At 72.2% G+C, this 21641-nt stretch carries 19 protein-coding genes; 6 read left to right on the forward strand and 13 right to left on the reverse strand.

All coding sequences use genetic code 11. The features are described 5' to 3' along the window. Nucleotides 1–152: 152 nt before the first annotated feature. The 11 genes from rpoZ to pyrR all read right to left on the reverse strand — a co-directional run bounded on the left by rpoZ (nucleotide 153) and on the right by pyrR (nucleotide 13178). Entirely contained in the window at nucleotides 153–419 is a 267-nt protein-coding gene (gene rpoZ / locus NOSIN_RS13555; protein ID WP_077691088.1) for a DNA-directed RNA polymerase subunit omega, read from the reverse strand. Nucleotides 420–546: 127 nt separating this feature from the next. Further along, nucleotides 547–1134 carry a guanylate kinase gene (gmk, locus tag NOSIN_RS13560; RefSeq protein ID WP_077691089.1) on the reverse strand — a complete coding sequence of 196 codons (588 nt, stop codon included), beginning with the start codon at nucleotides 1132–1134 and terminating at the stop codon, nucleotides 547–549. 358 nt (nucleotides 1135–1492) lie between these two features. Continuing rightward, nucleotides 1493–1816, reverse strand: coding sequence for an integration host factor, actinobacterial type (gene mihF / locus NOSIN_RS13565; RefSeq protein WP_077691090.1), 324 nt, complete (start codon nucleotides 1814–1816; stop codon nucleotides 1493–1495). A 409-nt stretch (nucleotides 1817–2225) separates the two neighbouring features. Then, complete coding sequence (gene pyrF / locus NOSIN_RS13570) at nucleotides 2226–2942, reverse strand: orotidine-5'-phosphate decarboxylase (protein ID WP_077691091.1); 717 nt, start codon at nucleotides 2940–2942, stop codon at nucleotides 2226–2228. 316 nt (nucleotides 2943–3258) lie between these two features. Beyond that, entirely contained in the window at nucleotides 3259–4200 is a 942-nt protein-coding gene (locus NOSIN_RS13575) for a dihydroorotate dehydrogenase (protein WP_077691092.1), read from the reverse strand. Between the two features lie 112 nt (nucleotides 4201–4312). Continuing rightward, nucleotides 4313–5212 carry a dihydroorotate dehydrogenase electron transfer subunit gene (locus NOSIN_RS13580; RefSeq protein ID WP_077691093.1) on the reverse strand — a complete coding sequence of 300 codons (900 nt, stop codon included), beginning with the start codon at nucleotides 5210–5212 and terminating at the stop codon, nucleotides 4313–4315. A 343-nt stretch (nucleotides 5213–5555) separates the two neighbouring features. After that, nucleotides 5556–8858, reverse strand: a complete 3303-nt coding sequence (carB, locus tag NOSIN_RS13585) for a carbamoyl-phosphate synthase large subunit (RefSeq protein ID WP_077691094.1) — start codon at nucleotides 8856–8858, stop codon at nucleotides 5556–5558. Nucleotides 8859–8874: 16 nt separating this feature from the next. Next, the gene (gene carA / locus NOSIN_RS13590; protein WP_077693580.1) at nucleotides 8875–10017 is read right to left on the reverse strand and encodes a glutamine-hydrolyzing carbamoyl-phosphate synthase small subunit; all 1143 of its coding nucleotides are present in this window, start codon (nucleotides 10015–10017) and stop codon (nucleotides 8875–8877) included. A gap of 50 nt (nucleotides 10018–10067) precedes the next feature. Next, nucleotides 10068–11369 carry a dihydroorotase gene (locus tag NOSIN_RS13595; protein WP_077691095.1) on the reverse strand — a complete coding sequence of 434 codons (1302 nt, stop codon included), beginning with the start codon at nucleotides 11367–11369 and terminating at the stop codon, nucleotides 10068–10070. Between the two features lie 220 nt (nucleotides 11370–11589). Then, nucleotides 11590–12498, reverse strand: coding sequence for an aspartate carbamoyltransferase catalytic subunit (locus NOSIN_RS13600; RefSeq protein ID WP_077691096.1), 909 nt, complete (start codon nucleotides 12496–12498; stop codon nucleotides 11590–11592). Beyond that, the gene (gene pyrR, locus NOSIN_RS13605) at nucleotides 12498–13178 is read right to left on the reverse strand and encodes a bifunctional pyr operon transcriptional regulator/uracil phosphoribosyltransferase PyrR (protein ID WP_170293694.1); all 681 of its coding nucleotides are present in this window, start codon (nucleotides 13176–13178) and stop codon (nucleotides 12498–12500) included. Before pyrR ends, NOSIN_RS13600 begins: the two co-directional genes overlap by 1 nt. A gap of 558 nt (nucleotides 13179–13736) precedes the next feature. Between pyrR and bldD the strand changes: the two genes are divergently transcribed. Both bldD and NOSIN_RS13615 read left to right on the forward strand, forming a co-directional pair. Beyond that, the gene (bldD, locus tag NOSIN_RS13610) at nucleotides 13737–14231 is read left to right on the forward strand and encodes a transcriptional regulator BldD (RefSeq protein ID WP_077691097.1); all 495 of its coding nucleotides are present in this window, start codon (nucleotides 13737–13739) and stop codon (nucleotides 14229–14231) included. A gap of 320 nt (nucleotides 14232–14551) precedes the next feature. Further along, entirely contained in the window at nucleotides 14552–15166 is a 615-nt protein-coding gene (locus tag NOSIN_RS13615) for a GNAT family N-acetyltransferase (RefSeq protein ID WP_170293692.1), read from the forward strand. On the opposite strand, the gene metF is transcribed toward NOSIN_RS13615, so the two are convergent. Continuing rightward, a complete protein-coding gene (metF, locus tag NOSIN_RS13620) occupies nucleotides 15078–16007 on the reverse strand; it encodes a methylenetetrahydrofolate reductase [NAD(P)H] (RefSeq protein WP_077693582.1) in 930 nt (309 codons plus the stop codon). The genes NOSIN_RS13615 and metF overlap by 89 nt on opposite strands. 177 nt (nucleotides 16008–16184) lie before the next feature. On the opposite strand from metF, the gene NOSIN_RS13625 reads away from it, so the two are divergent. The 4 genes from NOSIN_RS13625 (at nucleotide 16185) to NOSIN_RS13640 (ending at nucleotide 20828) form a co-directional block, all read left to right on the forward strand. Beyond that, nucleotides 16185–17267, forward strand: coding sequence for a polyprenyl synthetase family protein (locus NOSIN_RS13625; protein ID WP_077691098.1), 1083 nt, complete (start codon nucleotides 16185–16187; stop codon nucleotides 17265–17267). Between the two features lie 163 nt (nucleotides 17268–17430). Next, on the forward strand, nucleotides 17431–18711 hold the full coding sequence (locus tag NOSIN_RS13630; protein WP_077691099.1) for a DUF418 domain-containing protein: 1281 nt from the start codon (nucleotides 17431–17433) through the stop codon (nucleotides 18709–18711). Between the two features lie 56 nt (nucleotides 18712–18767). Further along, nucleotides 18768–19661, forward strand: a complete 894-nt coding sequence (locus tag NOSIN_RS13635) for an SDR family oxidoreductase (protein WP_077691100.1) — start codon at nucleotides 18768–18770, stop codon at nucleotides 19659–19661. A 159-nt stretch (nucleotides 19662–19820) separates the two neighbouring features. Then, complete coding sequence (locus NOSIN_RS13640; RefSeq protein ID WP_077691101.1) at nucleotides 19821–20828, forward strand: zinc-binding dehydrogenase; 1008 nt, start codon at nucleotides 19821–19823, stop codon at nucleotides 20826–20828. 22 nt (nucleotides 20829–20850) lie between these two features. Here the strand turns inward: NOSIN_RS13640 and thiE are convergent, their stop codons facing one another. Continuing rightward, a complete protein-coding gene (gene thiE, locus NOSIN_RS13645; RefSeq protein WP_077691102.1) occupies nucleotides 20851–21525 on the reverse strand; it encodes a thiamine phosphate synthase in 675 nt (224 codons plus the stop codon). Nucleotides 21526–21641: the final 116 nt, after the last annotated feature.

Below are 21641 nucleotides of genomic sequence, written 5' to 3' on the forward strand. Positions count from 1 at the left end.
CGCGAGGGGCATACCGGGTCCCGCGGGGCGAGCCGGGCCGCCGGAGAGGAACGAACCGGGCGCGGGCGAGGACGCCGTGCTCCTGGGAACACGGATCCCGGTTCTGGGCGTCCCGGGCCCCGGCCGGGCCGGCGGGGGCTCGAAGACCCTGGTCAGATGCCCTCGTAGGGCTCGGCGTTGAGCAGGCCCGCCCTGACCTCGCGCAGGGCGATGGACAGGGACTTCTCCTGGACGTGGGTCTCCACCAGCGGGCCGACGTACTCCAGCAGGCCCTCGCCGAGCTGGGCGTAGTAGGCGTTGATCTGACGGGCCCGCTTGGAGGCCATGGTGACCAGGCTGTACTTGCTGTCCACCAGATCCAGCAGATCGTCGATCGGCGGATTGGTGATGCCTTCGGCGACGGGCTCGGTACCAGCCACTTCGAATTACCCCCAGAGATGGTCCGCGGCTCGGCGCGGGAGCCGCGGCGTGATGGTCGGGTCTACGGGCGCCGCCGGGATTCCCGGTGCGGGCGCGGACGGCTCGGGCCGCGGGGCCCGGCCGCTATCACACCTCGGGCGCGGTGATCAACGCTAGCAGCTCCTCGCACACTTCCCGTACGGACGTGTTGACGAGCGTGGTGTCGAACTCCTTCTCGGCGGCCAGTTCGATCCTGGCCACCTCCAGGCGCCGCTGGACGACCTCCTCGGACTCGGTGCCGCGCCTGGTGAGGCGGCGCACCAGCTCCTCCCAGGAGGGCGGGGCGAGGAAGACGTGCAGGGCGTCGGGCATCGACTCGCGGATCTGGCGGGCGCCCTGGAGCTCGATCTCCAGCAGGACGGGGACTCCGGCGCGGAGGCGCTCCTCGACGGGGCCGCGGGGGGTGCCGTAGCGGTTGCCCGCGAACTGGGCCCACTCCAGGAGCTGGTCGTCGGCGACGAGGCGGTCGAACTCCTCGTCGGTGACGAAGTAGTACTGGACGCCGTCCCGCTCGCCCGGCCGGGGTCTGCGGGTGGTGACCGAGACCGAGAGCCACACCTCGGGGTTCTCGCGGCGCAGGTGGGCGACCACCGTGCTCTTTCCCACACCCGACGGTCCGGAGAGGACGGTCAGCCGCTTCCGGGCCGGGCGGGACTGGGATCCGGGATCGGACATGTGTGTTCCAGGCTTCCCTTCGGGCCTGTCCCCCACGGGGCGGGGCCGGGGCCCTCGCGTCGCGCACCGGGGACCGGGTCGGTTCGGGCGCCGTCGCCGTGCGGGCGGCTGGTGGTACGGGGTGTCCGCGTACGGTCGCGGGAAGTTCCCTTTATACCACCGGGCCGCGGCGCGGCGGACGGTCGTGACCTGGGGCCATCCGTCCACCGGCCGCGGCCCGGTCGAAGCTCACCGGGGTCGGCCGCCTGGGCGGCTCGGTATCCGTCACGACTGTGGGGGACGCGACGGACCGGTGTACTGCGTCCAGGCGCTACTGCTGCCGCCTGGCACCGCGGTACTGCGTGGTGTTACCTGTTCGCTACTTCGTGAGGTCGCCGAACTCGGCTTCGAGGGCGGCGCGCTGGTTGGTGCCCAGGCCGCGGACACGGCGCGACTCAGCGATGTTGAGCCGCTCCATGATCTGCTTGGCACGGACCTTGCCAACGCCGGGAAGGGATTCGAGCAGAGCCGAAACCTTCATCTTTCCGATGACGTCGTCCTTGAGGCCGTCGGAGAGGACCTCGGACAGCGAGACGCCGCCGTTCTTCAGCTTGTTCTTGACCTCTGCGCGCTCTTTTCTGGCCTTAGCGGCCTTCTCCAGAGCCGCAGTGCGCTGTTCAGGTGTCAGGGGAGGAAGGGCCACGCCGGGTCACCTCGGATTTCTACTCGTTTGTAGAGGGCGGACGCCTGCGCAAGTTAGTAGGTCTGACCCCTGTTAGGCAACGTAAAGTGCCCTTTCAGCGGCTATTTCATCGAACTAACTACTCTACGTTATGAGGCAATTGCTGTAAGAGACGAAACTCAGGACCTTGGTCCCGGTTGGAGGGAGTGCCAGGCACGCCACCAGCACAGGTCACACAGGGGTGACCCGGGTCACTCTGGGCAGTGTGTTCCGAATTTCGGACATACCTAATTAGTGACCGCTCGTGGCACATAACCCGACGTTTGAGATCCGTTGTGACGGTTCGTCTCCCGGATCCGTCGATCCCCTCGTCCAGCGCCCGCCGGCGCCGTCGAAGGGTGCTCCCAAGACCCTGTCCCCCTTCGCTTGCCTAGACGCGGACCCCGGCCCGGCGCACGGCGGCCGCGAGGGAGGCCGCCGCCGATCCGGGGTCCGGAGCCCGGGTGATGGGGCGGCCGATGACCAGCAGGTCCGCCCCCGCCTCGATGGCCTCCTCCGGGGTCGCCACCCGCGACTGGTCGCCCTTGTCCGCCCCCGCCGGGCGCACGCCCGGCGTGATGAGGGTGATGTCCGGGCCCACCTCGGCGCGCAGCAGGGCCACCTCCTGCGGCGAGCACACCAGGGCGCGGGCCCCGGCGTTCACCGCCAGCACCGCCAGGCGCCGAGCCGCGTCGCGGGCCGGACCGAGCAGCCCCACCTGCTCCAGGTCCGCCTCGTTCAGCGAGGTGAGCACCGTCACGGCGGCGATCCTGGTGTCCGGGGCGGCCTCCACCGCCGCACGGACCATGTCCGCTCCTCCCCCGGCGTGCACGGTGAGGATCGAGGGCCTCAGACCCGCGACGCTGCGCGCGGCGCCGGCGACCTGGGCCGGGATGTCGTGCAGCTTCAGGTCGAGGAAGACCCCCACCCGGCTGGCGCCGCGTACCGCGCTGACCACGTCGGGCCCGTAGCGCAGGTACAGCTCCAGCCCCACCTTGACCGTGCTCACGTGCGGTGCGACCGCCGAGGCCCAGGTGGCCGCGGTCTCGATGTCCCTGGCGTCGAGGGCGACGGCGATGGGCGCGGAAGGCGCAGAAGGCGCGGTCATGTCGGTATCTCCAATCGTGTGCGGCCGAACGGATCGGCGCATGCAACGTACGGATGTACTTACGGACGTGCTTACCGAAGCACCGGACGATGCACGTCCACTGTCATGTGCACACCATCAGGGTGTGCGGTTCCCCGGATGAGGCGCTTCATGCGCACCACCCGTGTCACTTCCCCGTAACGGCGCCCAGGCGGCCGTGGGCGCGAGTTCTCCGCCCGGACACAGGAAGGGACCAAATGCACGCGTTTGGTCGCACAGAGCCATTTCAGGGCCGTCCAGGCCGGTCAGAGCCCCTGTGCGCCATGCGTCCGAACTGTCACACCCCCGTTCCCGTCCGGTGGGCGGCGCCCACGACGTCGGAGGCCCGGGCCACGCCCCGCGCGTCCAGCAGCTCCGTGAGCTCGCGGAGCACGCGCGCGCACGCCGAGGGGTCGGAGAAGTTGGTCGTGCCGACCGCCACCGCGCGGGCACCGGCCGCCATGAACTCCAGCGCGTCGGCGCCCGTGCGGATTCCGCCCATCCCGATGACGGGCACGTCGGGCAGCGCCTCGTGCACGCGGTAGACGCACCCCACCGCGAGCGGGCGGATGGCCGGGCCGGACAGCCCGCCCATGCCACCGGCCACCGCCGGGCGCAGGGTGCGGGTGTCCACGGCCATGCCGCGCACCGTGTTGACCATGGACAGCCCGTCCGCGCGCGCCTCCACGCACGCGGCCGCCAGTTCCACCACGTCGGGGACGTCGGCGGCCAGCTTGGCCAGCACCGGAAGTCCGGAGCGGGTGTGGGAGCGCACCGTGCGCACCACCGCCGCGGCCCGGGCGGGGTCGTCGGCGAAGTGGCGCCCGGCGGGGTCGGAGGGGTCCGGGCAGGAGAGGTTGACCTCGACCGCGCTGACCCCGTCCGCCGCCGATACGCGCCTGGCCAGCTCACCGAACTCGCCCACCCCCGTACCGGCGATGGACACGATGGCGCGGCCGCCGCGGGAGAGCAGCCAGGGCAGGTCCCGCTGGAGGAACACGTCCACCCCCGGGCCCTGCATGCCCGTCGTGCTGAGCATGCCGCTGGGCGTCTCGGCCATGCGCGGGGCGGGCCGCCCGGCGTGGGGCTCCAGCATCACCGACTTGGTGGTGACGGCGCCGATCGAGGCGATGTCGAGGAACTGGGCCAGCTCCCGGCCCGCTCCGGCGCAGCCGGCCGCGGCCACCACCGGGTTGGGCAGTTCACAGCCGCCCAGCCGGGTCCTGAGGTCTGCGTTCACTTTTCCCACTGCTCTCGGGTGCTGACGGTGTCCGGGCGGCGGGGCACGGCCGGAGCCGGGTGCCCGGCACGACCCTCGGTCGCGCGTCCGAGCCCGTGGAGGGCCCGGTGCGTCAGGCGATGTCGCGCGCCGACTCGGCGGCGCGTGCGGCGCTGGAGCCCTTCCAGCCGGGGGCGCCCAGGGCGTCGAAGGGAATGGTGCCCACGTCGTCGAAGCGCACCTGCTCGCCCCGGAAGACCGGGCCGTCCACGCACGAGCGCACCATGCGGGTGATGCCGTCCTCCCCCACCACGGGGATGACGCAGGTCATGCAGATCCCGGTGCCGCAGGCCATGGTCTCCTCCACCGCCACCTGGACGGGTATGCCGTGCTCGCCCGCCACGGCGGTGACCGTGCGCAGCATGGGCATGGGGCCGCACGCGTAGACGGCGTCGGAACGGCACTCCTCGATCACCCTGCCCAGGACGTCGGTGACCCGGCCGCGGGTGCCGAAGGAGCCGTCGTCGGTGGCGAAGACGGCCGTCTCGGCGACACGGCGGGCGGTGATGGCGCTGAACACCCGGTCGGCGGAGGCGGCGCCCAGCACGAAGTCCACCCGGCAGCCGCGCCTGCGCAGCGACAGGGCGAGCGGGAACAGCGGTGCGCTGCCCGAGCCGCCGCCCACCAGCACGCAGTTGACCGGGTCCCTCGGCAGCGGGAAGGGGCGGCCCAGGGGGCCGACCACGTCCAGCAGGTCGCGCGACCTCCGCTCCGCCAGCCAGGCGGTGCCGGCACCGCGCACCGAGAACAGGAACTCGACGGTGCCGCCGTAGTCGGGCTTGACGTCGTGGATGGCGAAGGGGCGGCGCAGCAGGGTGCTGGAGTGGTCGCCGCCGACCGCCACCGACACGAACTGCCCGGGCCGGAAGCGCTCGGCGATGCCCGGGGCGACCACGGTGATGGCGTAGTAGGCGTCCACCCTGCGCACGTTCAGCACGGGGCACCTGGCCTGCACCGGTCCGTTGTCGCTCATCAGGTCGTGGCGTCCCCGCCCCGGTGTCGCGTGCCGGGGCGCCGGCGGGACGCCGCCCTCCCCCCTCTGGATTCCTGAGTTGCCCTGTGCGCCAACCGTATCGGCGGGGGCGCCGTGGAACGCACCGTTCCCGGCGCCCCGCCCGCCTTCCGGGTCCTGGTCCCCTCGTGGGCCGACCGGACACGTCGCCGGTGCGGCCGGGCACTCCGGCCCCGGACGCTCTCGTACCCGCGGCGGTGCCGGAGCGCCGAGGTGCGCTGCGGGTACAGGACCACGGCCCACGGGGCGGGCCGAGCGGAGCGGAGCACAGCCCGCGGGCGGGCACGGCTCCGCTCCCCATCCCCTAGCTCCGGTCGGCGGTGAGGGTCCGCGCGTGCTCCTGGAGGGAGCGCACGCCGATGTCCCCGCGCACCCGTGCCTCGATCGCCTGCACCGCGGCGGCCAGGCCCTGGACGGTGGTCACGCTGGGCACGCCGCGCACCACGGCCGCGGTGCGGATCTCGTACCCGTCCAGGCGCGGACCGGCCTGCCCGGCGCTGCCGAACGGCGTGTTGACGATGAGGTCGACGCCCCCGGCGTGGATGAGCTGCACGATGGTCGGCTCCCCCGCGGGACCGCTGCCCTCGCTGTGCTTGCGCACCACGGTGGCGTGCACGCCGTTGCGGCGCAGCACCACGGCGGTGCCCTCGGTGGCCAGGATCTCGAAGCCCAGGTCGGCCAGGCGCTTGACCGGGAAGATCATCGAGCGCTTGTCGCGGTTGGCCACCGAGACGAACACCCGGCCCCGGTCGGGCAGGGAGCCGTTGACGGCCAGCTGCGACTTGGCGTAGGCGGAGCCGAAGTCGGTGTCCAGGCCCATGACCTCGCCGGTGGAGCGCATCTCGGGGCCCAGGATGGTGTCGACGCCCTCGCCCTCCTTGTCGATGAACCGGTTGAAGGGCAGCACGGCCTCCTTGACCGACACCGGGGCGTCGACGGGCAGGTCGCCTCCGTCGCCGTCGGCGGGCAGCATGCCCTCCTCCCGCAGCTCGGCGATGGTGGACCCGGCCATGACGCGGGCGGCGGCCTTGGCCAGCGGCACCGCGGTGGCCTTGGACACGAACGGCACGGTGCGCGAGGCGCGCGGGTTGGCCTCCAGCACGTTGAGCACGCCGGAGGCGAGCGCGTACTGGACGTTGATCAGTCCGCGCACCCCGGTGCCCCGGGCGATGGCCTCGGTGGAGTAGCGGATGCGCTCGATGTCCTCGCGGCCCAGGGTGATGGAGGGCAGGGTGCACGCCGAGTCGCCCGAGTGGATCCCGGCCTCCTCGATGTGCTCCATGACGCCGCCCAGGTACAGGTCGCGGCCGTCGTAGAGGGCGTCGACGTCGATCTCGATGGCGTCGTCGAGGAAGCGGTCGATCAGCACCGGGTGCTCGGGGCTGACCTCGGCGTTGCGCTCGATGTAGTCGGCGAGCATCGTCTCGCTGTAGACGATCTCCATGCCCCGGCCGCCCAGCACGTAGGAGGGGCGGACCATGACGGGGTAGCCGATCTCGTCGGCGACGATCCTGGCCTCGGCGAAGGAGTGGGCGGTGCCGTACTTGGGCGCGGGCAGCCCGGCGTCGTCCAGGACCTTGCCGAACGCGCCGCGGTCCTCGGCCAGGTCGATGGCCTCGGGGCTGGTGCCGATGATGGGCACCCCGGCCTCCTTGAGGCGGCGGGCCAGGCCCAGCGGGGTCTGGCCGCCCAGCTGCACGATGACCCCGGCGACCGTGCCGCTGAGCTGCTCGGCGCGCACGACCTCCAGCACGTCCTCCAGGGTGAGCGGCTCGAAGTAGAGCCGGTCGCTGGTGTCGTAGTCGGTGGAGACGGTCTCGGGGTTGCAGTTGACCATCACGGTCTCGTACCCGGCGTCGGAGAGCGCGAAGGAGGCGTGGACGCAGGAGTAGTCGAACTCCACGCCCTGGCCGATGCGGTTGGGTCCCGAGCCCAGGATGATGATCTTGGGCTTGTCGCCCGGGGGGACCTCGGTCTCCTCGTCGTAGCTGGAGTACAGGTAGGGCGTGCGGGCCTCGAACTCGGCGGCGCAGGTGTCCACGGTCAGGTAGACGGGGTGGATGTCCATGGCGTGGCGCAGTTCGCGGACCACGTCCTCGCTCTTGCCGGTGATCTCGCCGATCTGGACGTCGGAGAAGCCCAGCCCCTTGGCCTCGCGCAGCAGGTCGGCGTCGAGCTTGGGCGCGTCGGCCAGGACGCGGGCCGTCTCCTCCAGGCGCAGCATCTGGTCCAGGAACCACGGGTCGATCCTCGTCGACTCGTGGATCTCCTCGACGGTGGCCCCGGCGCGCAGGGCCTGCTGGACCTGGCGCAGCCGGTGCTCGGTGGGGGTGGCGGCCCTGCGGAGCAGGTCGTCCTTGTCACCGGGCTCGCCCGCCCAGGTCAGGCCGATGCCCTTCTTCTCCAGGGAGCGCATGGCCTTCTGGAGCGCCTCGGGGAAGGACCGGCCGATGGCCATGGCCTCGCCCACCGACTTCATGGTGGTGGTGAGGGTGGGGTCGGCGCCCGGGAACTTCTCGAAGGCGAACCGGGGGACCTTGACGACCACGTAGTCCAGCGTGGGCTCGAAGCTGGCCGGTGTCTCCCGGGTGATGTCGTTGGGGATCTCGTCGAGCGTGTAGCCGACGGCGAGCTTGGCGGCGATCTTGGCGATCGGGAAGCCGGTGGCCTTGGAGGCCAGCGCCGAGGAGCGGGACACACGCGGGTTCATCTCGATGACGATGATCCGGCCGGTGGTGGGGTGGACCGCGAACTGGATGTTGCAGCCGCCGGTGTCCACTCCGACCGCGCGGATGACCGCGATACCGATGTCGCGCAGCTTCTGGTACTCGCGGTCGGTGAGGGTCATGGCGGGGGCGACGGTGATGGAGTCGCCGGTGTGCACGCCCATGGGGTCGAGGTTCTCGATGGAGCACACGACCACGACGTTGTCGTTGACGTCGCGCATCAGCTCCAGCTCGTACTCCTTCCAGCCGAGGATGGACTCCTCCAGGAGCACCTCGGTGGTCGGGGAGAGCGTCAGCCCCTGTCCGGCCATACGCCGTAGCTCGGTCTCGTTGTGCGCGAAGCCCGAGCCGGCGCCGCCCATGGTGAAGGAGGGGCGTACGACGACGGGGTAGCCGAGCTCCTCGGCGGCGGCCAGGCACTCGTCGAGGGTGTGGCAGATGCGCGAGCGGGCGGACTCGCCGCCGATGCGCTCCACGATGCCCTTGAAGCTCTCGCGGTCCTCTCCGGACTGGATGGCCTCGACGTTGGCACCGATGAGCTCGACGCCGTACTTGTCCAGGATGCCTGACTCGTGCAGGTCGATGGCGGCGTTGAGCGCGGTCTGCCCGCCCAGGGTGGGCAGGAGCGCGTCGGGGCGCTCCTTGGCGATGATCTTCTCGATCATCTCGGTGGTGATCGGCTCGACGTAGGTGGCGTCGGCCATCTCCGGGTCGGTCATGATCGTGGCCGGGTTGGAGTTGACCAGGATGACCCGGAGGCCCTCGGCCCGCAGGACGCGGCAGGCCTGGGTTCCCGAGTAGTCGAACTCGGCCGCCTGCCCGATCACGATCGGACCGGAGCCGATCACGAGGACGGATGAAAGATCACTACGGCGCGGCATGCTCTGTTCCCTCTTGCTACTTGACAGCCGAAGCGGGCTGGGCGGACATCAGGTCGACGAACGCGTCGAAGAGCTCGGCGGCGTCGTGGGGGCCGGCGGCGGCCTCGGGGTGGAACTGGACGCTGAACGCGGGGCGGTCCAGCAGCCGCAGGCCCTCGACGACCTGGTCGTTGAGGCCGACGTGGCTCACCTCGGCCCGGCCGTAGGGGGTGTCGAAGGGCGTGCCGATGGGGGCGTCGACGGCGAAGCCGTGGTTCTGGCTGGTGACGGCGACCCGGCCGGAGCGGGTGTCGATCACCGGCTGGTTGACGCCCCGGTGCCCGAAGGGCAGCTTGTAGGTGCCCAGGTCCAGGGCGCGGCCCAGGATCTGGTTGCCGAAGCAGATGCCGAAGAGCGGCCTACCCGCGTCCATGACGCCGCGCATCGCGGCGACGGGGCCGTCGGCGGTGGCCGGGTCGCCGGGGCCGTTGCTGAAGAACACCCCGTCCGGGTCCAGCGCGAGGATGTCCTCGGCGGTGGCCGCGGCGGGCAGCACGGTGACCCTGCATCCGCGCTCGGCCAGGCGCTGGGGCGTCATGGCCTTGATGCCGAGGTCGACCGCGGCGACGTGGAAGCGGGTCTCGACGCCCTCGGGCGGCAGGACCTCGTAGGGCTCCCGGGTGCTGACCTCGGCGGCCAGCTCGGAGCCGGCCATGGACGGCTGCTCGCGCACGCGGGCCAACAGGGCCTTCGGGTCGGTCTCGGTGGTGCTGATGGCGGCGCGCATGGCGCCCTTGTCGCGCAGGTGCCGGGTCAGGGCACGGGTGCCGGTGAGGGCGATGCCGACCACGTCCTGGTGGCGCAGCTCCTCGTCCAGGGTGCGCTGGGCGCGCCAGTTGGAGGTGATGCGTGCGGGCTCGCGCACGACGTACCCGGCGACCCAGACGCGGCCGGACTCGGGGTCGTCGTCGTTGACGCCGGTGTTGCCGATGTGCGGGGCGGTCATCACCACGATCTGACGGTGGTAGGAGGGATCGGTGAGGGTCTCCTGGTAGCCGGTCATGCCGGTGTTGAAGACCGCCTCGCCGAAGGTCTCGCCGGTGGCACCGAAGGAGCGGCCGTGGAAGACCCTGCCGTCCTCGAGTACCAGAATCGCCGGTCCGCCGGTTGTCTCGGACACGTTCGCCCCCTCCTCCACGCCAGGGCTGGCCTGGTCTTTCGATGCTGTGCTCACTGGATCTTCCCCTCCAGGACGGTCGGGGCACCGCGCAGGAACGTGGCGCGTACCCGGCCGGGCAGGGTCATGCCCCGGAAGGGGGTGTTGCTGCTCTTGGTGACCATGGCCGCCCCGTCGACCTCCACGGGCGCGGCCGGGTCGTACAGGACCACGTTGGCGGGCTCGCCGGCGGCGAGACCGCGGCCGTGCTCGTGGACACGGCCCACACGTGCCGGGGCCGCGGACATGCGGTCGGCGACGTCGGCCCAGGTGAGCAGCCCTGTGTCGACCATGGTGCGCTGCACGACGGCCAACGCGGTCTCCAACCCGACCATTCCCATCGCGGCGGTGGACCACTCGGTCTCCTTGGCCTCCACGGGGTGGGGCGCGTGGTCGGTGGCGACGATGTCGATCGTGCCGTCGGCCAGTCCCTCACGCAGCGCCTGGACGTCCTCGGCGGTGCGCAGGGGCGGGTTGACCTTGTAGACGGGGTCGTAGCCCTCCACCAGCTCCTCCGTCAGGAGCAGGTGGTGGGGGGTGACCTCGGCGGTGACGTCGCAGCCGCGGGCCTTGGCCCAGCGGATGATGTCCACCGACCCCTTGGTGGAGACGTGGCACACGTGCAGGCGCGAGCCCACGTGCTGGGCGAGCAGGCAGTCGCGGGCGATGATCGCCTCCTCGGCGACCGCGGGCCACCCGGGAAGGCCGAGGCGGTCGGAGACGCGGCCCTCGTTCATCTGGGCGCCCTGGGTCAGGCGGGGCTCCTGGGCGTGCTGGGCGACGACGCCGTCGAAGGCCTTGACGTACTCCAGGGCGCGGCGCATGAGCAGGGCGTCGGAGACGCAGACGCCGTCGTCGGAGAAGACGCGGACCTTCGCGGCGGAGTCGGCCATGGCGCCGATCTCGGAGAGCTGCCGTCCGGCCAGGCCGACGGTGACGGCGCCGACGGGGCGCACGTCGCAGTACCCGCCCTCGCGGCCCAGGCGCCAGACCTGCTCGACGACCCCGGCGGTGTCGGCGACGGGGTCGGTGTTGGCCATGGCGTGGACGGCGGTGTAGCCGCCCATGGCGGCGGACCGGGAGCCGGTGGCGACGGTCTCGGCGTCCTCACGGCCGGGTTCGCGCAGGTGGGTGTGCAGGTCCACCAGGCCTGGCAGGGCGACCAGGCCGGAGGCGTCGACGGTCTCGGCGTCGGCGGGGGCGTCGAGGCCCGGGCCGATCGCGGCGATCCTGCCGTCGGCCAGGAGCAGGTCGACGGGGGCGCCGCCGAGAGGGCTGGCGCCGCGGATCAGGTGCGGTCCGTTGGTGTCGGGCATCGCGGTGTTGGCTTCCTCGTGTTCTCGGTTGGGAAGGGTTCGTGGGCGCCGGAGCGCGGCTGGGCGGCTGGTGGGTCCGGGCGCCGCCGGGGCCGCCGGAGGGTCCGTGGGTGGGACCGCGGGGAGGGCCGCGCCGCCTCACCGGAGGGCTCCGGGGGTTCCCGGCCTCCGGGGCGCCCGGGTACCGGGCGCGGCGGGGCGGGCCCCGGGACGGGCGCCGTCAGGAACCGCTGAGCAGCAGGTAGAGCACCGCCATACGCAGGCTGACACCGTTGGCGACCTGTTCGGTGACGGTACACCGGGGCGAGTCGGCGACCTCGGCGGAGATCTCCATACCGCGGACCATGGGCCCCGGGTGCATGACGATGGCGTCCTCGGGCATGCGGGAGAGGCGTTCGCCGTCCAGCCCGTAGTTGCGGCTGTACTCGCGCGTGGAGGGGAAGAAGGACTCGTGCATGCGCTCGGCCTGCACGCGCAGCATCATGACCACGTCGGACTTGGGCAGGACGGCGTCGAGGTCGTAGGAGACCTCGCACGGCCAGGTGTGCACCGAGACCGGCAGCAGGGTGGGCGGCGCGACCAGGGTGACGTGCGCGCCCAGGGTGGTGAGCAGCAGCACGTTGGAGCGGGCGACACGGCTGTGCAGGATGTCGCCGACGACGGCCACGCGCAACCCTTCCAGGCGGCCCAGGCGCGAGCGCATGGTGAAGGCGTCGAGCAGGGCCTGGGTGGGGTGTTCGTGGGTGCCGTCGCCCGCGTTGAGCACGGAGCCGTCGACCCAGTTCGCGAGGCGGTGCGCGGCGCCCGAGGCGCTGTGCCGGATGACGACGCCGTCGGCGCCCATGGCCTGCAGTGTCAGAGCGGTGTCCTTGAGGCTCTCGCCCTTGGAGACGCTGGAGCCCTTGGCGGAGAAGTTGACGACGTCCGCGGACAGGCGCTTGGCCGCCAGTTCGAAGGAGGTGCGGGTGCGGGTGGAGTCCTCGTAGAAGAGGTTGACCACGGTGCGCCCGCGCAGGGTGGGGAGCTTCTTGACGGAGCGGTCGCCGACCTGGGCGAGTTCGGCGGCGGTGTCCAGGATGAGGGTGGCCTCGTCGTGGGACAGGTCTCCGGTGGAGAGCAGGTGGCGCATCAGTCGTTCCCCCCGGTGGTGGAGGGCGACGAAGAGGGAGGCTCCTCGGCCGCAGGCCGTCGGTTGAGGGTGGTGGAGGGCGACGAAGAGGGAGGTTCCTCGGCCGCAGGCCGTCGGTTGAGGGTGGTGGAGGGTGACGGGCGGGCGGGCCCGAGCAGCACCGCGTCGTACCCGTCGGTCTCGTCCAGGCGCACGGTGACGCTCTCGCGCAGGGAGGTGGGCAGGTTCTTGCCCACGTAGTCGGCGCGGATGGGCAGTTCGCGGTGGCCCCGGTCGACGAGGACGGCGAGTTGGACGGCGCGGGGGCGGCCCAGGTCTCCGAGTGCGTCGAGGGCGGCGCGGACGGTGCGTCCGGAGAAGAGGACGTCGTCGACCAGGACGACGACGCGGTCGTCGAGACCGCCCACGGGGATCTCGGTCCTGCCCAGGGCACGGACGGGGGCGGAGCGCAGGTCGTCGCGGTACATGGTGATGTCGAGCGAGCCCGCGGGGACGGTACGGTCCTCCACGCGTTCGATGAGCCGCGCCAGGCGCCGGGCGAGCGGGACTCCGCGGGAGGGGATGCCCAGGAGGGTGACGTCCTGTCCGCCCTTGGTGCGTTCGAGCACCTCGTGGGCGATACGGGTCAGCGCCCGGTTGATCTCGTTGCCCTCGAGGACGGCTCGTGTGCCCTCGGGCATCGGAGGAGCCTCGGGCACACCGCCACCGGAATCACCCGGGGTCGGTTTCTGCGCACGCAAAGTAGTGACTCCCTTCCCTGCCTCACTGAACAGGTCGTTAAAGGATGTCGATCGGAGCCACGCTACCAGCGGCGGCCGGGGAGCCCGGAGCGCGGTCGGCACCCCGGGTCACGAGTGTGACTCTCATCACATTCTAGACCCGTACACACCTATCCGAATGTAGTCATGTCGCCACACACGGGATTCGCCCATGAACCGGGTGAAACCTGAAATACCCAGGAGGGACGGGCTTTTCGGGCCATCGTGGCGCACGACTCGTCCCGTTCGGTCCGCACATGAGAGGTGTCTCACTTACGCACGGTTTGGCCACTGATTAGTCGCGTTTCACACCAACGGCTTGACCTGGGAGGCAGACCCCCCTACCGTCACTGTCTGTAACCACTGCCGGGTGGGGTTGCATCCCGTGACCATCCGCTGGACCGCATAGGCGGCCCGCCGAGTACGAGCGGACGTCTCCCCCACCACGCCAGCCACCGTCACGGCCGGGAGCGACAAGAAATGCCATCCGAATACGCCAAGTCCCTCGGTGCGCGGCTGCGTGCCATCCGCACCCAGCAGGGCCTGTCCCTGCACGGGGTGGAAGAGAAGTCCCACGGACGCTGGAAGGCCGTCGTGGTCGGCTCCTACGAGCGCGGCGACCGTGCCGTCACCGTCCAGAAGCTCGCCGAGCTGGCCGACTTCTACGGTGTGCCGATGTCGGAGCTGCTGCCCGGCGGCGCGGCTCCCACCCCGCTGGGACCCACACCCAAGCTGGTCATCGACCTGGAGCGCATGCAGCAGCTGCCGCACGAGAAGGCCGGGCCGCTCTCACGCTACGTCGCCACGATCCAGAGCCAGCGCGGCGACTACAACGGGCGGGTGCTCTCCATCCGCCAGGAGGACCTGCGTTCACTCGCGGTCATCTACGACAAGTCGCCCGGCGACCTGACCGAGGAGCTCATCAACTGGGGTGTTCTCGACCCTGAGGCGCGTCGCGCGGTCGACGCCTTCTAGGGGCGGACCGTCCAGGACACGGCAGACGAGGAACCCCACCCGCTCGACGAGAGCCGGCGCCGAGGCGCCGGCTCTCGTCGTTTCCGGGGCGCGTGGTGGGACCCGGGAGGGCGGTGCGAGCCGGACGTGGGGCTTCCCCTCCCCAACCCGGCCGCACCGCCCCCTCCGCCGAGCGGGGGACCCGGCGGAGTCGGTCGAACTCCTGTTCGACACCGTCCAGTTAACCCCAGCCCGACGGACCCGTCAAGAACCCCTCGGGGCCCGCGCGCCGTCCGCGCCGAACCCGGGCGGGCCCCGCGGTTCGGGGCTAGTGTTGGGGTGTGGACGCCGATACCGAACTGCGTGAACTGGCCCCACCCGCCTTCACGCACGCCGTCCCCGCGCTGCTCCAGGTGTACGAGGCGGCCATGCGGCCGCCCCCGGAGCAGCTGCCGGGACGAGCGTCCGTCATGAACAACCACGCCGGCCATCCGGGCTTTCGCGCGGTGGTCGCCGTGCGCGGGGGCCACCCGGTCGGCTTCGCCTACGCCTTCCACGGGTGCTCGGGACAGTGGTGGCACGACACGGTCGTGCGGGAACTGCACGCGTGCGGGCGGACCCGGCAGGTGCGCCGCTACCTGTCCGACCCGCTGGAGATCGCCGAGGTGCACGTCCACCCCCGCGCACAGGGCCGGGGCGTGGGACGGTCCCTGCTCCACGCCCTGTGCCGGGGCCGCCCGGAGCCCACCGCGGTGCTGTCCACCCGTTCGGGGCCCTCCGTGGCGCGCCACCTGTACCGCTCGTGCGGCTTCACCGAGGTGCTGGAGGACTTCTCCTTCCCCGGCAGCCCCGGTCAGCCCTTCTCGATCATGGCCGCCCGGCTGCCTCTGGCCGGCTCCGGTGACCGGCGATCTCCCGATAGATCTGCCTGGTGGCCGTGGACTGGTTCGAGGTGATGAAGTGGATGCCCGGCGCGCCCTCGGCCAGCAGCCGCTCGCACATGCGCTGGGCGTACTCGATGCCGAAGGCCCGCACGGCCTCGGCGTCGTCGCCGAAGGACTCGAAGCGCTCGGCCAGGTCGCGCGGGAAGGGCGCCCCGGAGAGCTGCTCCGAGCGCGGGATGAACGAGGTGCGCACCACGGGGAACACCTCGGGGATGATGGGCACCTCGCAGCCGCGCGCGGCCACCCGGTCGCGCAGGCGCAGGTAGTCCTCGGGGTCGAAGAACATCTGCGTGATGGCGTAGTCGGCGCCCGCCTCGCACTTGCGCACGAAGTAGTCGGTGTCGGTCTCGACGTCGGCCGAGCGCGGGTGCTTGAACGGGAAGGCCGCCACGCCCACGCAGAAGTCGCCGCTGTCCTTGATGAGGCGGACCAGTTCCTCGGCGTAGGTCAGCCCCTCGGGGTGGGTGACCCACTCGCCGTTGGGGTCCCCGGGCGGGTCGCCGCGAACGGCGAGCATGTTGGACACGCCCGCGTCGGCGAGGCGCCCCACGAGGTGGCGCAGTTCGGCGACGGAGTGGTCGACCAGGGTCATGTGCGCGACCGGGAGCAGGGTGGTGTCGGTCGCGATGCGCTCGGTGGTCTCCACCGTCATCCCGCGCGTGCTGCCGCCGGCGCCGTAGGTGACCGAGACGAAGGAGGGGCCGAGGGCCTCGATCTCCCGGATGGCGCGCCACAGGCGCTCCTGCGCCCGGGGCGTGCGCGGGGGGAAGAACTCGAAGGAGAACATCGGCTCGCCCGCGTCGAGGAGCTCGCGGATATGACGCGGCCTGGGGGCCGGGTTTCTGGGCGCCACGGGGCGTGTCGGTGCTGACAGCATGGACACCACCATAGGCGAGGCGTCCCCTCCCGGTGGGAGTGACGTCCCACTCCGTGAGACCAGTGGCGGACACCACTTCCGGGCACGGCCCGGGGCGGGCCGGCCAGGCGAGGGATGACCGGCCCGTGCCGGACAGCCGATAATGTGCGGACCATGGTGCCTTCCTCTTCCCCGTCCGCCTCACCCGTCTCCGTGATCCGCTCCGACGTGGACCATGAGCTGTCCGGATTCAGTGCCGCCCACCGGGCCCAGGTCCTGGAGATCGGCGAGGAACTGGCCCCGGCGATGGACGCGCTGGAGGCGATGCTCTCCGGCGGCAAACGCCTGCGGCCCACCTTCTGCTACTGGGGATGGCGGGGAGCGGGCGGCGCGGCCGACGACGAGCGGGTGGTCCGGGCCGCGGCCTCCCTGGAGTTCCTCCAGGCGTGCGCGCTCGTCCACGACGACGTGATCGACAACAGCGACACCCGCCGCGGGATGCCCGCCACCCACAAACGGCTGGCCAAGCTGCACGCCGACCACGGGTGGAGCGGCGACAGCGAGGGCTTCGGCATGGGCGCGGCGATCCTCATCGGCGACCTGTGCCTGGTGTGGTCCGACGAGATGTACCAGGCCAGCGGCTTCCCCGCGGAGGTGCTGCGGGACGGGCGCCCCCCGTTCGACGCGATGCGCACCGAGGTGATGGCCGGGCAGTACCTGGACACCCTGGAGCAGGTGCGGGGCACCGCCACCCGCGAGGCCGCGCTGCGCGTGATGCGCTACAAGTCCGCCAAGTACACGGTGGAGCGCCCGCTGCACCTGGGCGCCGCCCTGGCGGGCCGCCACGAGGAGCTGGCCGGGGTCTACACCGCCTACGGCATCCCGCTGGGCATCGCCTTCCAGTTGCGCGACGACGTCCTGGGCGTGTTCGGCGACCCCTCCACCACGGGCAAACCCGCGGGCGACGACCTGCGCGAGGGCAAGCGGACGCTGGTGGTCGCCGAGACCCTGGCACGCGTGGGCGCGGCCGACGCCGAGCGGTTCCGCTCGCTGCTGGGCGCGCCGGACCTGTCGGTGGAGTCGGTGGGGTGGATGCGCTCCCTGATCGAGGAGTCGGGCGCCCTGATGGTGTGCGAGAAGATGATCGGCGAGTACGCCGACGAGGCCGTCCGGGCCCTGGAGAGCCCGGAGCTGGACGCCGACGCACGCGAGCCGCTGCGCCGGCTGGTGGTGGCGGCCACCTCCCGCTCCCACTGACTCCCGGTTCCCGCCGGGGTCCTCTCCTCGGGCCCTCACCCGACGGCTTCAGGGGTTCTCCCTAGGGGTTTTTGAAGGGTTCCTCCCCCGCGGGGGCGTATTGTGCCCGGCAACCGCCTCCGGTTGAATCAAAAGAAGACATATCTCGACCGGAAGGCCTTCCATGCCTGGGCACGCCGTTGCACGCGGACCGGCCGGGGCGGGTGAGCGGGCGCTCGCCCCCGACCTGGCACGCGGGTCCATGCTGCTGTTCATCGCGATCGCGAACACGGCCTGGTACCTGTGGGCGGTCCCCATGAGCGGGATGAGCGCCCACCCGGAACCCGCGGGCGCTCTGGACGCCGTCGCGCAGTTCTTCACCGTCATGGCGGTGGACTCGCGCAGCTATCCGATGTTCGCCTTCCTCTTCGGCTACGGCATGGTGCAGCTGGCCCGGCGCCAGGAGGCCGCGGGCACCAGTGCGCGGGACGTGGACGCGCTGCTGCGCCGCCGCAACCTGTGGCTGCTCGTGTTCGGCTTCGTGCACGCCCTGCTGCTGTGGATGGGCGACGTCCTGGGTGCCTACGGCCTGGCGGGGCTGGTGCTGGGCTGGCTGTTCCTCCGGCGCGCGGACAGGACGCTGCTGGTGTGGGCCGGCGCGATCACCGGGCTGATGCTGCTGCTGTCGGCGTTCAGCCTGGTGGGGCTGGCGTTCACCCCCGCCGACGGCGCCGCATCCCCGGCGCCCGGCCTCGAACAACTGGCCGCCAACATCGGCGAACCCTCGTTGTGGGGCGCCGCGCTGGGCCGTCTGACGGCGTGGCCGCTCGTCGTCCTGGGCCAGGGCCTGCTGGGCCTGGCCGTGCCCACGGCGATCCTGCTCGGCTACTGGGCGGCGCGCCACCGGATCCTGGAGGAGCCGGGGAACAACCTGGCGCTCCTGCGCCTGACCGCGTTCGCCGGCGTCACCGTCGGCTGGCTGGGCGGACTGCCCTCGGCCCTGGCCCAGGTCGGGGTCTGGGAACTGTCCCCCACGCAGGCGAGCATGCTGAGCATGCCGCACATGGTGACCGGTCTGGCCTGCGGGCTCGGGTACGTGTCGCTGATCGCCCTGGCGGCGCGCCGGCTCCAGGAGCGCGGGCGCGGATCCGGCCCGGTGGTGGAGGCGCTGGCCGCGACCGGCAAGCGCTCCCTGTCGGCCTACCTGGCCCAGTCGGTGCTGTGCGCGCCGGTCCTGGCGGCCTGGGGCCTGGGGGTGGGGGCCCACCTGACGTCGTGGTCGATGTTCCTGTTCGCGGTCGGCGTGTGGCTGGTGACGGTGGTGGCGGCCCATGCGCTGGAGCGGGCGGGCAGGCGCGGGCCGGCCGAGGTGCTGCTGCGCCGCCTGGCCTACCGCGGACCGGTCGCGGGAGGCGCGCGGGAGCCGGAGGAGGGCCCGGTCGGCGGCCGTGATCCGAAGGCGTGAAAAAGGGGCGTGCCGGTGAGTGCCCGGCACGCCCTCGTAACGCAGGATGGAGTGTCATGGGCGACGATCACATGACAAACCACACCATAGGGGTGACCGGGGCGACCGGGGCGCTGGGCGGGCGGGTCGCCGCCCGGATCGCGAGGCTGGGGATGTCCCAGCGGCTCATCGTACGTGACATCAACCGCGCCCCGGAGTATCCCGGCAGCAGCGCGGCGATGGCGGCCTACGAGGACACGGAGGCCTTCGAACGGGCGTGCCGGGGGGTGGACACGCTGTTCCTGGTCTCGGCGACCGAGTCCGAGGACCGGGTCGACGTCCACCTGAGCGCGGTGGACGGCGCGATCAAGGCCGGGGTCTCCCGGATCGTCTACCTGTCCTTCCTGCGGGCGGGCCCGGCGGCGACGTTCACGTTCGCGCGCACCCACTTCTTCACCGAGGCGCACATCCGGTCGACCGGGGTGCGGCACACGTTCCTGAGGCCCAGCCTGTACCTGGACCTGCTGCCGGACTGGGTGGACCACGGCGGCGTGGTGCGCGGCCCGGCCGGCGAGGGCAGGGTCGCGTGGGTCTCGCGGGACGACGTGGCGGACGTGGCCACGGCGGTGCTGACCGACCCGATGACCACGCTCAGCTCCGACAACGCCACCTACGACGTCACCGGCCCTGAGGCCCTGTCCCTGGGCGCGGCGGTGGACAGGCTGAGCACGCTCACCGGCCGCCCGGTCCGGTACGTGCCCGAGACCCGCGAGGAGGCGCTGGAGTCGCGCCGCGGCGGCGGCGCCCCCGACTGGGCCGTCGAGGGATGGGTGTCGTCGTACGAGGCGATCGCCTCCGGGGAACTGGACGTGGTCGCGCCCACCGTCCCCGAGCTGACCGGACACCCGGCCCAGTCCATCGAGGGCTTCCTCCGGCGCCATCCCAGTGCCCTGTCACACGTCGCGGTCTGACCCCGGGCCGCCACCCCGCCACCGCCGTGCCCCGCGCGCGGCGGTTCCACCGCCTGCGGGCCGCTGCGCCGCCGGCTTTCTCCACGGCGGCATTGACCTCAAGCATTGTTGAGGAAGAAGGATGTGCGGTGTCGGCGAGGCGGACACGGAGGAGAAGAGATGCGCGCGGTGGTGGTGGACGGATTCGGCGGTCCCGAGGTCCTGGTGGCCCGGGAGGTGTCCGAACCCGAGGTGGGGCCCGGACGGGTACTGGTGGAGGTCGGGGCGTCCAACGTCATGTATCTGGACACCCTGGTCCGGAGCGGCTGGGGAGGGGAGTACTTCCCCGTGTCTCCCCCCTACGTCCCCGGCGCGGGAGTGGTCGGGCGGGTGGCCGCGCTCGGTGAGGACGTGGACCCGGGCTGGACGGACGCCCTGGTGGTCACCGACACCGGGCACACGGACGCGTCGGAGGGGCGTACCACCCTGCCCGTGGACGGATACGCCGAGCGGGCCGCCGTTCCGGAGTCGGCACTGGTCAGGGTGCCCGAGGGGGTGGACCCGAAGGCGGCGCTGGCACTGCTGCACGACGGGCCGACCGCGCTGGCGCTGGAGCGGGCCGCGGCCTTCGGCCCCGGCAGCACCGTCCTGGTCGCCGCCGCCACCGGCGGGGCGGGCAGCCTGGCCGTCCAACTGGCCCGTGCGGCCGGAGCACGGGTCCTCGCCGCGGCCCGGGGAGAGGCCAAACTGGCGCTCGCCCGTGAGCTGGGCGCGCACGAGGCCGTGGACTACTCCCGGCCGGGCTGGGAGAAGCGGGTTCTCGAGCTCACCGGGGGCACCGGGGTCGACGTCGTCCTGGACGGCGCTGGGAGCGCCCTGGGCGAGGCGGCCTTCGGGGCCGTGGCCGACGGCGGACGCTTCATCGGCTACGGAACGGCGGGGGGCCGCTTCTCAGAGGTGGACACCGAGGAGGCCGGGCGCCGCGGTGTCGAGGTACTGGGCCTGTTCGACCTGCAGGCACAGGACCCCGACGACAGGCGAAGCGCCCTGCGGTACATGCTGGAGCTGACCCGCCGGGGCGAGATCACCCCGCACGTAGGGCTGGCCCTGCCGCTGGAGCAGGCGAGCCGGGCGCACGCCGCGCTGGAGGGGCGCACGGTCCTCGGCAAGGTCCTGCTGGTGTCCTGAACCGGGGCCGGGCGCCCGTGCCTCAGCCCTGTCCGGGTGTCCTGGCGGTCAGGCGCCGGCGCAGCTCCGCGGCGGCGGCCCGGGGGTCCGGCGCCTCCGTGATCGCGCGCACGACCACGACCCTGCGGGCACCGGCGTCCAGCACCTGGTCGATGTTGTCGGCGTCGATCCCGCCGATGGCGAACCAGGGGCGGTCGGCGCCCAGGGCCGCGGCCCGCCTCACCAGGTCCAGCCCGGCGGCCGGGCGGCCCGGCTTGGTGGGCGTGGCCCAGGTGGGGCCGACACAGAAGTAGTCGCTGCCGGGGTCCTCGGCGGAGGCGGCCGCGGCGTCGGCGTCGTTGTTGGAGCGGCCGATGAGGGGATCGGCGCCGATGATGTCGCGGGCCATGGGGACGGGCAGGTCGCGCTGGCCCAGATGGAGGACGTCGGCGCGCACGGCGCGGGCGATGTCGGCGCGGTCGTTGACCGCGAGCAGGGCGCCGTGCCGCTCGCAGGCATCCTGCATCACCTCCAGGGCCGCGATCTCCTCCCGGGCCTCCAGGCCCTTGTCCCGGAGCTGGATGATGTCCACTCCCCCGGCCAGGGCGGCGTCGGCGAACTCGGCGAGATCGCCCCGCCCGGTCCGGGCGTCGGTGCACAGGTACAGAAGGGATGTGTCCAGGCGCTTGCGCAGGCTGGTTCCGTGGCTGGTCCTCACACCGCTCACCTTAGGCCCTGAGCCGGGCGGGCCCAAGGGGAGGGAGCGCGACGGCGCGCCCCCCGCAGATTCCGGTCCGAACCGTGTGCGGGGGGCGGGTTCCACGGGAGGAGCCG

It is taken from the genome of Nocardiopsis sinuspersici (assembly GCF_001998325.1).
Taxonomy (GTDB): Bacteria; Actinomycetota; Actinomycetes; order Streptosporangiales; family Streptosporangiaceae; genus Nocardiopsis; species Nocardiopsis sinuspersici.

Excerpts from the sequence above, each read along its gene's own strand:
- NOSIN_RS13625 (WP_077691098.1), top strand. The coding sequence starts at position 16,185 with ATGGTGCCTTCCTCTTCCCCGTCCGCCTCACCCGTCTCCGTGATCCGC.
- NOSIN_RS13635 (WP_077691100.1), top strand. The coding sequence starts at position 18,768 with ATGGGCGACGATCACATGACAAACCACACCATAGGGGTGACCGGGGCG.
- NOSIN_RS13630 (WP_077691099.1), top strand. The coding sequence starts at position 17,431 with ATGCCTGGGCACGCCGTTGCACGCGGACCGGCCGGGGCGGGTGAGCGG.
- NOSIN_RS13600 (WP_077691096.1), bottom strand. The coding sequence starts at position 12,498 with ATGCGCCACCTGCTCTCCACCGGAGACCTGTCCCACGACGAGGCCACC.
- pyrR (WP_170293694.1), bottom strand. The coding sequence starts at position 13,178 with ATGCCCGAGGGCACACGAGCCGTCCTCGAGGGCAACGAGATCAACCGG.
- gmk (WP_077691089.1), bottom strand. The coding sequence starts at position 1,134 with ATGTCCGATCCCGGATCCCAGTCCCGCCCGGCCCGGAAGCGGCTGACC.
- NOSIN_RS13640 (WP_077691101.1), top strand. The coding sequence starts at position 19,821 with ATGCGCGCGGTGGTGGTGGACGGATTCGGCGGTCCCGAGGTCCTGGTG.
- pyrF (WP_077691091.1), bottom strand. The coding sequence starts at position 2,942 with ATGACCGCGCCTTCTGCGCCTTCCGCGCCCATCGCCGTCGCCCTCGAC.
- NOSIN_RS13595 (WP_077691095.1), bottom strand. The coding sequence starts at position 11,369 with ATGCCCGACACCAACGGACCGCACCTGATCCGCGGCGCCAGCCCTCTC.
- NOSIN_RS13580 (WP_077691093.1), bottom strand. The coding sequence starts at position 5,212 with ATGAGCGACAACGGACCGGTGCAGGCCAGGTGCCCCGTGCTGAACGTG.
- carB (WP_077691094.1), bottom strand. The coding sequence starts at position 8,858 with ATGCCGCGCCGTAGTGATCTTTCATCCGTCCTCGTGATCGGCTCCGGT.
- bldD (WP_077691097.1), top strand. The coding sequence starts at position 13,737 with ATGCCATCCGAATACGCCAAGTCCCTCGGTGCGCGGCTGCGTGCCATC.